The organism is Piscinibacter gummiphilus (assembly GCF_002116905.1).
Classification (GTDB): domain Bacteria; phylum Pseudomonadota; class Gammaproteobacteria; order Burkholderiales; family Burkholderiaceae_C; genus Rhizobacter; species Rhizobacter gummiphilus.
The window spans coordinates 1-12,990 of the sequence record NZ_CP015118.1 but is presented as its reverse complement, the minus strand read 5'-3'; the positions used below and the strand labels follow the sequence as shown (position 1 = coordinate 12,990).

At 63.2% G+C, this 12,990-nt stretch carries 5 protein-coding genes and 1 pseudogene; 3 read left to right on the top strand and 3 right to left on the bottom strand.

Annotated features, from left to right (window positions below; all coding sequences use genetic code 11):
- Positions 1-26: 26 nt before the first annotated feature.
- The 3 genes from A4W93_RS00030 (at position 27) to A4W93_RS00020 (ending at position 7,210) form a co-directional block, all read left to right on the top strand.
- Positions 27-3,242, top strand: a complete 3,216-nt coding sequence (locus A4W93_RS00030; RefSeq protein WP_085748664.1) for a type I restriction endonuclease subunit R — start codon at positions 27-29, stop codon at positions 3,240-3,242.
- 66 nt (positions 3,243-3,308) lie between these two features.
- Positions 3,309-5,297: an ATP-dependent nuclease gene (locus A4W93_RS00025; RefSeq protein WP_218919177.1), complete on the top strand. Its 1,989-nt coding sequence runs from the start codon at positions 3,309-3,311 to the stop codon at positions 5,295-5,297.
- A complete protein-coding gene (locus A4W93_RS00020; protein ID WP_085748662.1) occupies positions 5,294-7,210 on the top strand; it encodes a UvrD-helicase domain-containing protein in 1,917 nt (638 codons plus the stop codon). Before A4W93_RS00025 ends, A4W93_RS00020 begins: the two co-directional genes overlap by 4 nt.
- Positions 7,211-7,430: 220 nt before the next feature.
- Here the strand turns inward: A4W93_RS00020 and gyrB are convergent.
- From gyrB to dnaA, 3 genes and pseudogenes are all read right to left on the bottom strand, one after another.
- Positions 7,431-9,887: pseudogene (gyrB, locus tag A4W93_RS00015) on the bottom strand (DNA topoisomerase (ATP-hydrolyzing) subunit B); the annotation flags it as partial.
- 139 nt (positions 9,888-10,026) lie between these two features.
- Positions 10,027-11,142 (bottom strand): DNA polymerase III subunit beta, encoded by a 1,116-nt coding sequence (gene dnaN / locus A4W93_RS00010; RefSeq protein WP_085748660.1) that lies wholly within the window; start codon positions 11,140-11,142, stop codon positions 10,027-10,029.
- A 235-nt stretch (positions 11,143-11,377) separates the two neighbouring features.
- On the bottom strand, positions 11,378-12,793 hold the full coding sequence (gene dnaA / locus A4W93_RS00005; RefSeq protein ID WP_085748659.1) for a chromosomal replication initiator protein DnaA: 1,416 nt from the start codon (positions 12,791-12,793) through the stop codon (positions 11,378-11,380).
- Between the last annotated feature and the right edge of the window lie 197 nt (positions 12,794-12,990).

Sequence of the window (12,990 nt, the reverse complement as noted above, 5' to 3'; positions counted from 1 at the left end):
CAACGGCAAACAAGAGGACCACAAGCATGGCGAGTGCGGCAATCCTGGAAGACCACATCGAGCAGGCCACGCTCGAATGGCTGTCGGCCCTGGGCTGGGAGGTGGGCCACGGCCCGGACGTATCGCCGCCCGACGCAAAGACCCCAGGCACCGAACGCGACAGCTACCGCGAAGTTCTGCTGAAGCATCGCCTGCGCGATGCCATCCGTCGCCTGAACCCTCACATCCCCTCCGGTGCGCAAGACGAGGCCGCGCGCATGGTGCTCAACCCCAATGTTCCCGGCCAGGTGCAGGCCAACCGGGCGATGCACCGCTGGCTGGTGGAAGGGGTGCCGGTCCAGTACCAGAAGGACGGCGAGACCCGTGGTGACCGGGTGCGGCTGGTCGACTGGGAGGACGTCGCCCTCAACGACTGGCTGGCGCTGAACCAGTTCAGCATCCAGGGGTCGAAGCGGCCGCGCCGCCCGGACGTAGTGCTCTTTCTCAACGGCCTGCCGGTCGTGGTGCTCGAGCTGAAGAACCCCGGCGACGAGAACGCGGACCTGTGGGGCGCCTTCAACCAGCTGCAGACCTACAAGGAAGAAATCCCGGACCTGTTCGTAAGCAACGAGCTGCTGGTCATCAGCGACGGCATCGAGGCCCGTGTGGGCTCACTCACTGCAGACCAGGAACGCTTCATGGCCTGGCGCACCATTGACGGGGAGACCGTCGACCCGCTGGGACCGATGCGCGAGCTGGAGACGCTGGTGTACGGCTTGTTCCAGCGAGAACGGCTGCTGGACTACCTGCGCCACTTCATCCTGTTCGAGGACGAAGGCCGACTGGTCAAGAAGGTGGCGGGCTATCACCAGTTCCACGCGGTGCGTGCGGTGGTGGAGAGCGTGCTGGTGGCTTCAAACCCAGGCGCCGATGCCGCGCGCCGGGGCAAGGGCGGAGTGGTGTGGCACACCCAGGGCGCCGGAAAGAGCATCGAGATGACCTGCCTGGCCGGCAAGTTGATGCAGCACCCGCAAATGGGCAACCCGACCCTGGTGGTGGTGACCGACCGCAATGACCTGGACAACCAGCTCTTCGGCGTGTTCGCCAGCGCGGCCGAACTGCTGCGCGAGACGCCGGTGCAGGCCGACACCCGGCCCAGACTGCGCGAGCTGCTGGCCAACAGGCCTTCGGGCGGCGTCATCTTCACGACCATCCAGAAGTTCTCGCCTGGTGAGGACGAGGACGAGTTCCCCGAGCTCTCGGCGCGCAGCAACATCGTCGTCATCTGCGACGAAGCGCACCGCAGTCAGTACGGCTTTCAGGCGAGCATGCCCAAGCTACAGAAGCAGATGAAGGATGCGCGCAAGACCTCGGCCGCCAACGAGCCACTGGCCTTGCAGGTGGCCGAGCCACCCGCCGAGTACGGTGGGCTGCGTAATGTGCGCTACGGCTATGCCCAGCACCTGCGCGATGGCCTGCCCAACGCCACCTTCGTGGCCTTCACCGGCACCCCGGTGTCCCTGGAGGACCGCGACACCCGGGCCGTATTCGGCGACTACGTCCACATCTACGACGTGGAGCAGGCCGTGAAGGACGGCGCCACCGTGCCGATCTACTACGAGAGCCGGCTGGCCCGCCTGGAGTTGAAGGAGGCGGATACGCCGCAGCTCGACGACGAGGTGGACGAGCTGACCGAGGACGAGGAAGACGACACCGCCAAAGCCGCCCAGCTGCGCCGCTGGGCCGCGCTGGAGAAGCTGGTGGGCGCACCCCCGCGCATCCAGAAGGTGGCGGCCGACTTGGTGGAGCACTTCGAGAACCGCCTGGCCAGCCTGGACGGCAAGGCCATGGTGGTGGCGATGAGCCGCGAAATCTGCGTGCATCTTTACGACGCCATCATCGCCCTGCGTCCCAGTTGGCACGACCCGGACCCCGAGAAGGGCGTGGTCAAGATCATCATGACCGGCTCGGCCTCGGACAAGGCGCTCCTCAAGCCCCATATCTACAGCAAGGACACAAAGAAGCGACTGGAGCGCCGCTACAAAGACCCGGCGGACTCATTCAAGCTGGTCATCGTGCGCGACATGTGGCTTACCGGCTTCGACGCTCCGTGCATGCACACCATGTACGTGGACAAGCCCATGAAGGGCCACAACCTGATGCAGGCCATCGCCCGCGTGAACCGCGTGTTCAGGGACAAGCCGGGCGGCCTGGTGGTGGACTACATCGGCATCGCCAATGAGCTGAAGGCTGCACTGAAGGACTACACCCAGGCCAAAGGCAAGGGCAAACCCACCATCGCGGCCGAGGACGCGCTCGCCGTGCTGCTGGAGAAGATGGGCGTGCTGCACGACATGCTGCACGGCTTCGGCTACAACGCGTTCCGCACCCAAGCTTGGCAGCTACTGCCCGGCGTGGCGAACCACATCCTGGGCCTGGACGACGGCAAGAAGCGTTTTGCCGACACCGTGTTGTCTGCCAGCAAAGCCTTCGCGCTGTGCTGCACGCTGGATGCAGCGTTGACGCACCGCGACGAACTGGCCTTTCTGCAGGCCGTGAAGGCGGCGCTGACCAAGTTCGGCACCTCGGGCAAGAAGCTCAGCGACGAGCAGAAGGAACACGCCTTGCGCCAGATCATGAGCAAGGCCGTGGTCAGCGCCGAAATCATCGACATCTTCAAGGCGGCCGGACTGAACCGGCCGGACATTGGCATCCTGTCCGACGAGTTCCTGGAAGACGTGCGCCACATGAAGGAGCGCAACCTTGCGGTGGAGTTGCTGGAACGCCTGCTGAAGGACGACATCAAGTCGCGCTTCAAGACCAACGTGGTGCAACAGGCCAAGTTCTCCGAGCTGCTGCAGCTGAGCCTGCAGCGCTACCGCAACCGCGCCATCGAGACGGCCCAGGTCATCGAAGAGCTCATCGAGATGGCCAAGAAGTTCCAGGAGGCGGCGCTACGCGGCGAGCGCCTGGGGCTGACCACGGACGAGATGGCCTTCTACGACGCGCTGGCCACGAATGAGGCGGCGGTACGCGATCTGGGCGATGCGACGCTCAAGCAGATTGCGGTCGAGCTGACTCAAAAGCTCAGGGGTTCCTTGACCGTTGACTGGTCTGTGCGCGAGACGGTGCGTGCTCGGTTGCGCGTGATGGTGAAGACCCTGCTCAAGCGCTACAAGTACCCGCCGGATCGGCAGGACGAGGCGACGGAGACAGTATTGAAACAGGCGGAGTCGCTGTCGGCGGAGTGGGCAGGTTCGTGACGTCGTAGTCAATAGCGTCCTGCTGGATGTCCGAATCTACAAGAAGGCCAGAACGCTCACGGGGCGATGCAAGTACGCATCTCTGTCGGCGTGCTGCAGGCCACTACAGGGAGAACCAAAATGCATCTTCAGAGAATCCGCGCCCAGAACTTCCGCGCCTTCGGCGATGGCAAGACCGCCCCACAACTTGACTGGACCCTGTCGCCCGGTCTGAACATCCTCATTGGCGAGAATGACGCCGGCAAGACTGCGGTCGTCGATGCCATACGGCAGGTTCTCTGGACCACGAGCTACGAGTTCGTGCGCCTGTTCGAGCAGGACTTCCACATCGAGGGCGAATCTCGCGCCCAGTCGATGTTCATCGAGGCCACCTTGGCTGACCTGAATGCGGACCAAGAGGCGGCGGTGCTTGAATGGCTCACCTATGAGACCGACGGGAGCCGTAGCCTCATCCTTCACCTGCAGGCTCGCTGGATTCCCCCGAAGGACAACAAGCGCGGTCGTATCGACGCGATCACCCGCGCTGGCCGCGATGGTATCGGTCTGGAAGTTGGAAGCGCCGTCCGTGAGCTCGTACGAGCCACCTATCTGCGTCCGCTTCGTGACGCTGAAGCCGAACTGAAGCCAGCGCGCCAATCCCGCCTCTCGCAGATTCTCGGGGCGCACAAGAGCATCAAAGGCCAGGAGGTCAACGATTTCGATGCTGATGACCCAACCAAAATTCCCGGGAACTTGGTCGGCTTGATGGCCTTCACCCAGAACTACCTCGGCAAGCACCCCGTCATCAAGGGTGTCCAGGACGACATCAACAACAACTACCTCGGTAAGTTCGCCTTTGCCGGTGATTCGCTCGAATCCCGCATCCAGATTGCCCCCGACCTAGCCCTCCAACCCATCCTTGAGAAGTTCGAGCTGGGGCTGCTGCCGTCAGCTGGCATCCACCACGACGAGCGATGCACGCGGGGTCTGGGCTACAACAACGCCCTCTTCATGGCCACTGAGCTCGTGCTGCTCAGAGATGGCGACGAACTCGCGCTGCTCCTCATCGAGGAGCCGGAGGCGCACCTCCATCCGCAGCTACAGGAGCGAGTACAGGAGCTCCTGGAACAAAGCGCCACCAAGCCGCAGGAAGGGAAGCGTCCGGTCCAGGTGGTGATGACCACCCACAGCCCCTCACTTGCCGCCGGCGCCGACATCGCCTCGATGACCCTCGTGCATCGCGCTCAGTTGTTCAGCCTCGGGCACGACAAGACGAAGCTCAAGAAGAACGACTACGACTTTCTGCGCCGATTCCTTGATGCCACCAAGGCCAACCTCTTCTTCGCTAGAGGTGTCGCCATCGTTGAAGGTCCGGCCGAGGCGCTCCTCCTACCGGCGCTGGCCGCAGCCTGCGGCATGTCGTTCTCAAAGTACGGGCTTGCCGTGGTGAACGTCGGCGGCGTTGGCCTGTACCACTACGCAAGGATTCTTCAGCGTGCCAAGGACGGCGAGGTCATCCAAATCCCAGTCGCGTGTCTGACCGACCGTGATGTGGTCCCGGACGCCGCCAACGGCTACATCAAGAAGTCCGATAGCGGAAAGGCGCGCTTCGATTCGGACTATTCACCCGAGGCGCTGAAGGCTGTCGTGAAGACGAAGGTGGAGAGAGCACAAGGCGGCAACACCATCGTCTGCGTTTCGGACCGCTGGACCTTCGAGTACGACCTGGCGCGGTACGGCTGCGGCGAGCTCATGTTCACCGCGACCCACCTCGCGACAAAGGCTGACGTCAAGGGTGAACGGCTCGACGAGGCGGACGAGGTGCTCGCCATGGCCGAAGCTCACGATGCGTGGGCAGCACTCTCTGCGGCAGGGCATGACGAAGACAAGCTTGCCGCGCTCATCTATGAACCGCTCGCGAGTGGTAGGGCCTCAAAAGCGGTCACTGCGCAGTACGCCGCCCACCTTGTGGCAACCGGCGACTACGGGACGGGTGACGCGCTCTTCGCAAAGCTCCCGCCGTATCTGCGGCAAGCTCTGAACTGGCTGACCGGAAAGGCGGCCGCGGCAGCATGAGCATTCCCGTCATTACCGGAGACGACCTCGCCGAGCTTCAGTACCTAGCTCCCGATTTGGACTTCACCGATGCCGAGCGGCAAGCGGTTTTGCTGGCAACAGGTTCTGGTGATGTCAACGCGGCGCCTGGCAGCGGTAAAACTACCGTCCTGGCTGCCAAGCTCTTGCTCCTCGCGCGCAAGTGGCCATACGACCAACGCGGCATCTGCGTGCTCAGCCACACGAACGTTGCGCGGGAGGAAATCCAGCGACGGCTGGGAGCCACGGCCGAGGGAGCGCGACTGTTGGCGTACCCGCACTTCATCGGGACCATTCACGGCTTCGTCGACCGCTTCCTGGCACTGCCAGCGCTACGTAGCCTCGGGCTATCAGTCGACGTCATTGACGACGAGGTCTTCGCCAACAAGGCCATCGCGCTGGCAATGAAGAAGCCATCGCTCTGGGGCTGGGCGCAAAAAGACGAAGGGGTCAAGCCGATGGTGGGCGGGCTGGTCTACAGAGGCCCAGACTTGGTGCTGGGCAGCGAGGAAGGAACAATTCCCAAGGCCACCTCGAAGACCTACCCCCTCCTCGAGGAAATCAAGCTGCAACTCACGCAGGCCGGCGTCTTTCGTTACGCGGACATGTTCGCGTTTGCCGAGATGCTGCTTGAACAATCTCCTGCTATCAAGGAACGGGTGTCCCGCAGGTTTCCCCTGGTCTATATCGACGAGATGCAAGACACCTCCTGGGAGCAGGAGGCCTTGCTCAGCCGATTGTTCGACGACTCGGTGGTTGTTCAGCGCTTTGGCGACGTGAATCAACGCATCCTGGGCGGCGACGGCGATTTCTCAAAACTCAGTTTCCCCGCAGAGGCTGCACTACCGATAAGCACCAGCAAGAGATTCGGCCCCGGCATAGCCGCGGTTGTATCGGGCGTGCGCGTCGGGGGTGCCCCAGTCACCGGAACCGCTGCCGATGTTCATCCCCCCATGCTGGTGACTTACGCGACCAAGCGTGTAGGCGACGTGGTCGAGCTTTTCGGCCACCACGTGTTAGACCGGTTCGATGACGCCGCGCTTCATCGCCGGCCGGTAAAGGCTCTCTGCGCCCGCAAGCAGAGTGACGCGAAGCAGGCGCCCGGTCGAACGCTGCTGGACTACTGGCCAGCCTACCTGGAACACTCCAAGGGCGCTGGAGGGCGCTCCGACCGACTTTGGGCGTTGTTGAGCCAGCCTGCCGAGCCACGGGTCGACGGCATCTCCATGCACTCGCGAGCTGTGGACGCGAAGCGTGCCGCAGTATTGGTGCTGCGAGCGGCGAAGTCACCGCACATCGAAGGCCTGCGCGATGGCTCTCAGCTGCTTCGGCGGCTTGCCGATGCGGGTCAAGATGCGACGGACGTCCGGCACCTGTGCCGGGCGCTAGCCCTTGCCCCTGGCCTCGGTGCTAATGAGGCCGGTCGCAGCCAGGCAATCGACTGGTTCTACCAATATCTACTACCGCTGCTGCCCGCTGGCATGACTGTCGCTAAGTTCCAGACGCTGCCGGTGTTTGCTCCCCCGGAGAAGCAACCTGAACAAGAGGCCAGCCAGCGGCTCTGCCAGGTCATGCGTGAAGGCCGGTGCGTTGAGGTGGAGATTGGCACAGTGGCCTCAATGAAGGGCGAGACGCACTTGGCCACGCTCGTTCTCGAGTCGCTCGGACATCCCAGCCGCCGCTTTGACCTGGCGGAAGCGTTGCCTGTGCTTGCCGGGCTGAAAGTCCGCGACCCCAAGATGAAGGAGAGCATCCTCTCGCAGTTCCGGAACCTCTACGTCGGGATGTCAAGACCTACCAGCTTCTTGTGCCTCGCCATCAACCAGGAACGGGTCACCGCCGACTGCGTCGCAGCGCTTCAGCACCAAGGATGGGTGGTTGAGCCCCTGGTTTAAGCGCAAGAAAGCCCGGCGCGCGGCTGCGGCGGCCGTGCCCTCTAACCCTGGCAGCGGGGGAGAACTCCTGCAGAGGGCGGAAAAGCAAAGAAAGCGAGCGCTCGGTTCAGCTGGCCGACGCGCTTGAGAGGTAGTAGCTGGTGGCTATGAGAATCGAAAGCCCATAGGTTTCTCACCTTATGGGCCTCAAATTCTCACGTTATGGGTAACCCTACAACCATCACGCATCGATGTTTGCTGCCCGCAGTGCATTGGTCTCAATGAAGTCCCGCCGCGGCTCAACCTCATCCCCCATCAGCATCGTGAACACCCGATCCGCCTCAATCGCATCATCGATCTGCACCTTCAACAGCCGACGCACATTCGGATCCATCGTCGTCTCCCAAAGCTGCTCAGGGTTCATCTCACCGAGACCCTTGTAGCGCTGACGGCCAACAGAGTTCTCTGCCTGCGTGATGAGCCAAGCCATCGCCTGCCTGAAGTCGGAAACACGAGCTTCCTTCTGCTTCTCACCTTCACCGCGCTTGATGACAGCGTTCTCGCCGACAAGCCCCTTGAAGGTCAGACCCGCAGTGCTCAGCACCTCATAGTCCGCCCCATGCACGAAGTCCGCAGAGATGATGCTGCTCTTCGTGTTGCCATGATGAATCCGGCTGATGCGCAGGATGTGCTTGTCGGTGCGCGTGTCGAACTCGGCCGTGACTTCGGCGTTGTGCAACGCGGCCTTCAGACCGGCCGCTGACGTCTCCGCCGCTTCCAGCGTGTCGAGGTTCAGCACCAGGCCATTGGCCATCGCACGCAGGGCCTCGATGTCCATCCACGCGCTGAGGCGGTCGACGACGTTGTTGGCCAGCACGTATTGCGTGGCCTTCTCGGCGAGGTCTTCACCGGTCAGGGTCACGCCGTTGAGACCGGTGTCGAGCTTCGCGTCCTTCAGGGCGACCTTGAGCAGGTACGAGTCCAGCTCGGTGCCATCCTTCAGGTACTGCTCTTCCTTGCCCAGCTTGACCTTGTAGAGCGGCGGCTGCGCGATGTAGATGTGGCCGCGTTCGACGATCTCGGGCATCTGGCGGTAGAAGAACGTGAGCAGCAGGGTGCGGATGTGGGCGCCGTCGACGTCCGCGTCGGTCATGATGATGATGCGGTGGTAGCGAAGCTTGTCGGGGTTGAATTCTTCCTTCCCGATGCTGGTGCCGAGCGCGGTGATCAGCGTGAGGATTTCGTTGCTGGTCAGCAGGCGTTCGAAGCGCGCACGCTCCACGTTCAGGATCTTGCCGCGCAGCGGCAGGATCGCCTGGAACTTGCGGTCGCGGCCCTGCTTGGCAGAGCCGCCGGCGGAGTCGCCCTCCACGATGTAGATCTCGCAGAGTGCGGGGTCCTTTTCCTGGCAGTCGGCGAGCTTGCCGGGCAGGCCCATGCCGTCGAGCACGCCCTTGCGGCGGGTCATCTCGCGGGCCTTGCGGGCGGCTTCGCGGGCGCGCGACGCTTCGACGATCTTCGTGCAGATGATCTTGGCGTCGTTGGGGTTCTCGAGCAGGTAGTCGGTGAGGGCCTTGCTGACGACGTCTTCGACGGGGCCGCGCACTTCGCTGCTGACGAGCTTGTCCTTCGTCTGGCTGCTGAACTTGGGCTCGGGCACCTTCACGCTCAGCACGCAGCACAGGCCTTCGCGCATGTCGTCGCCGGTGACCTCGACCTTCGCCTTCTTGGCGTAGTCGTTCTCTTCGATGTACTTGTTGATGACACGGGTCATCGCGGCGCGCAGGCCGGTCAGGTGGGTGCCGCCGTCACGCTGCGGGATGTTGTTCGTGAAGCAGAGGACGCTCTCGGAGTAGCCGTCGTTCCACTGCATGGCCACCTCGGCGGTGATCATGGTGCCCTGGTCGCTGAGCTTCTCGCCGCTGGCCGAGAAGACGGTGGGGTTCAGCGTCTTCTTGCCGGTGTTGATGAAGTCGACGAAACCCTTCACGCCGCCGGCGAACGCGAAGTTCTCCTCGCGGTTGTTGCGCTCGTCCACCAGGCGGATCTTCACGCCGTTGTTCAGGAAGCTCAGTTCGCGCAGGCGCTTGCTGAGGATCTCGTAGTGGAAGTCGATGTTCGAGAAGATTTCCAGGTCGGGCAGGAAGTGCACCTCGGTGCCGCGCTTTTCCGTCTCGCCGGTGATCTTCATGGGCGAGATCTCGAAGCCGTCACGCTGCTCCAGCAGGCGGTCTTGCGGGATGCCCTGCTTGAACTCCATGAAGTGCACCTTGCCTTCGCGGCGCACGGTGAGGCGCAGCCACTTGCTCAGGCCGTTCACGCAGCTCACGCCCACGCCGTGCAGGCCGCCCGACACCTTGTAGCTGTTCTGGTTGAACTTGCCCCCGGCGTGTAGCTCGGTCAGCGCGATCTCGGCGGCGCTGCGCTTCGGCTCGTGCTTGTCGTCCATCTTGACGCCCGTGGGGATGCCCCGGCCGTTGTCGACGACGCTGATGGAGTTGTCGGTGTGGATGGTGACGACGATGTCGTCGCAGTGCCCGGCCAGCGCCTCGTCGATGGAGTTGTCGACCACCTCGAACACGAGGTGGTGCAGACCCGTGCCGTCGGACGTGTCGCCGATGTACATGCCCGGGCGCTTGCGGACGGCTTCCAGGCCTTCGAGGATCTGGATGCTGCCCTCGCCATAGGCTGCGCTGGCGTTGGGGTCCTGGGGCTTGTTGGTGTCGTCGCTCATGGCGCTTCAGTCTCTCGAAATTCAATCCAGCACCCGGGGGACCGCCACGCGATCCACCGGTGCCTTCGAACATATGGGGGTCAGGCGGCCAATCTCAAATGCGTCAAATGCGCATGGGCATGACCACGTACTTGAAGCCCGACTGCTCGGGCACGGTGATCAGCACGCTGGAGTTGGTGTCCTGGAGTTCGAGCTTGACCATGTCGACGCTCATGTTGGACAGCGCGTCCATCAGGTACGTGACGTTGAAGCCGATCTCGATGGTATCGCCTCCGTAGTCGATCTCGAGTTCTTCCTTGGCTTCTTCCTGCTCGGCGTTGCTGGACGCGATGCGCAGCACGCCCGGCTCGATGTTGACCCGCACGCCCTTGAACTTGTCGCTGGTCAGGATGGCGGCGCGCTGCAGGCTCGACAGCAGGGCGGTGCGGCCCAGCACGACGCTGTTGCGGTGGTTCTTGGGGATGACGCGGTTGTAGTCGGGGAACTTGCCTTCGACGAGCTTGGTGACGAACTCCATGCCGCTGAACGTGAACTTGGCCTGGTTGCCGGCGAAGCGCATCTCGATGGCGTTGTCACCTTCCTTGTCGTCGGTGAGCAGGCGCTGCAGTTCGAGCACGGTCTTGCGCGGCAGGATGACTTCCTGCTTCGGGATCTCGGTCTCGAGGGTGGCCTGGGCCAGCGCGAGCCGGTGACCGTCGGTGGCGACGAGGGTCAGGCTCTTGCCTTCGGCGACGAACAGGATGCCGTTCAGGTAGTAGCGGATGTCGTGCACCGCCATCGCGAAGTGTACCTGGTTGATCAGGCCCTTCAGCACCTTCTGGGGGACGCTGAACATGGGCCCGAAGTCGGCGGCTTCCTGGACCAGCGGGAAATCGTCGGCCGGCAGCGTCTGGAGCGTGAAGCGGCTCTTGCCGCCCTGCAGCGTCAGCTTGTTGGCGGTGGCGCTCAGCGTGACGACCTGGTCGGACGGCAGCGAGCGGAGGATGTCGATCATCTTCCGCGACCCGACCGTGGTGGCGAAGTTGGCGGCATCACCGCCCAGCTCGGCCGTGGTGCGGACCTGGATCTCGAGGTCACTGGTGGTGAGCTCGATCTGTTCCCCGGTTTTCCGGATCAGCACGTTGGCCAGGATGGGCAGGGTGTGCCGGCGTTCCACGATCCCGGACACGGCTTGCAGAGCGCTCAGGACTTTTTCTTGCGCTGCTTTTAAGACAATCATGTCAACCTCTTAAATTAGTCGTCTTAGTAGAGGAACGACGCTTTCTGTGGAAAACGCCATTTTCTCTTTTTCTATCAACTGCTTAGCTCTCGCGTAACCCTGTGTGCCGCCGGTCTGGTTACGCGGGAGTCGAAACCCACAACTTTTCGGAACTGCTCAAACCTGTGGACAACGAACGAGTTGTTCTGGAGTTGTCCCCAGGCTTGTTGTTTGACAGTCTGCCACTGACTGTGGTCTAGCCTTTCAGGGTCTGCTCCAGCACATGCAACTGCTGGTTCAGTTCGGAGTTCTTCTGGCGCTCGCCGGCGATCTTGCGCACGGCGTGCAGCACGGTGGTGTGGTCGCGGCCCCCGAACAGCTCGCCGATCTCGGGCAGGCTCTTCTGGGTCATTTCCTTGGCGAGGTACATGGCGATCTGGCGCGGGCGGGCGATGCTGGCCGGGCGCTTCTTGCTGTACATGTCGGCGACCTTGATCTTGTAGAAGTCGGCGACGGTCTTCTGGATGTTCTCGACGCCCACCTGGCGGTTCTGGATGGACAGCAGGTCCTTCAGCGCCTCGCGGGCGAGCTGGATGTTGATGTCCTTCAGCGAGAAGCGGGAGTACGCGAGGATCTTGCGCAGGGCGCCTTCCAGCTCGCGCACGTTGGCGCGCACGTTCTTCGCGACGAAGAAGGCGACGTCTTCCGGCATGGGGGTGCCTTCGGCATCCGCCTTGCGCATCAGGATGGCCACGCGCATTTCGAGCTCGGGCGGTTCGATGGCGACGGTCAGGCCGGCATCGAAGCGGGAGGTGAGGCGCTCGTCGATGTCCACCAGCCCCTTCGGGTAGGTGTCGCTCGTCATGATGATGTGGGCCTTCTTGGCCAGCAGCGCTTCGAAGGCGTTGAAGAACTCCTCCTGGGTGCGTTCCTTGCCGGCGAAGAACTGGACGTCGTCGATGAGCAGCAGGTCGAGCTGGTGGTACTTGGCCTTGAGCTCATCGAAGGTCTTGCGCTGGTAGTTCTTCACCACGTCGGTGATGAACTGCTCGGCGTGGAGGTACAGCACCCGGGCGTCGGCCCGGTCGGCCAGCAGCGCGTTGCCCACGGCGTGCACCAGGTGGGTCTTGCCCAGGCCCACGCCGCCGTAGATGAACAGCGGGTTGTACATCTGGCCCGGGGCGCCTGCCACGTGCAGCGCGGCGGTGCGGGCCATCTGGTTGGCGCGGCCGGCCACCAGGGTGTCGAACGTCAGCACCGGGTTCAAGCGGTGGCGCGGCAGCGATTGCGCCGCATCCGGACGCGGGCGCGCCGGGGCGCCCTCACGCGGTGGTTCGTTGAGCAGGTGGATGACCGGCGCGGCGGCCTGCTGGGACCGCAGCGGCGGATCGGCCGGACGGGCGGGCGGCAGGTCGCGCGGGGCCAGCGACAGGTCGAGGCGGACGGGTTTGCCGGCCAGCTCGCTCAGCACGGCTTCGATGCGGGTGGCGTACTGGTTGCGGATCCAGTCGAGCTTGAATCGGTTGGGCACACGCAGCGAGGCCACCGCGCCGTCGGGGCCGGCGTCGGTGACGCTGGCCGCGGGGAGCGGGCGGATCCACGTGTTGAATTGTTGTTCGGGCAGTTCGGCCGCGAGTCGCTCGCAACCGCGCTGCCACAGGTCAGCGCTCATGTTGTACTTGTGGAAAACTTCTCTTGGAGCGGCCGGATTCTACGTCGTGCGGAGGCCCTTTTAACAGGGTTATCCACAGTTTTTCGCACAAGGTGCTTCAGGCGGTGTCCGGGAGGCTTCTGCTCGGGTTCTGGCGCGACGCTTTGACTTCGAAGACGGTTTGGGGTGTAATCGTGGGTTTCCCGAAGGCCTATCGG

What these genes read in the sequence shown, in the direction of transcription:
- A4W93_RS00030 (WP_085748664.1), top strand. Translation starts at nt 27, where the DNA reads ATGGCGAGTGCGGCAATCCTGGAAGACCACATCGAGCAGGCCACGCTC.
- A4W93_RS00025 (WP_218919177.1), top strand. Translation starts at nt 3,309, where the DNA reads ATGCAAGTACGCATCTCTGTCGGCGTGCTGCAGGCCACTACAGGGAGA.
- A4W93_RS00020 (WP_085748662.1), top strand. Translation starts at nt 5,294, where the DNA reads ATGAGCATTCCCGTCATTACCGGAGACGACCTCGCCGAGCTTCAGTAC.
- dnaN (WP_085748660.1), bottom strand. Translation starts at nt 11,142, where the DNA reads ATGATTGTCTTAAAAGCAGCGCAAGAAAAAGTCCTGAGCGCTCTGCAA.
- dnaA (WP_085748659.1), bottom strand. Translation starts at nt 12,793, where the DNA reads ATGAGCGCTGACCTGTGGCAGCGCGGTTGCGAGCGACTCGCGGCCGAA.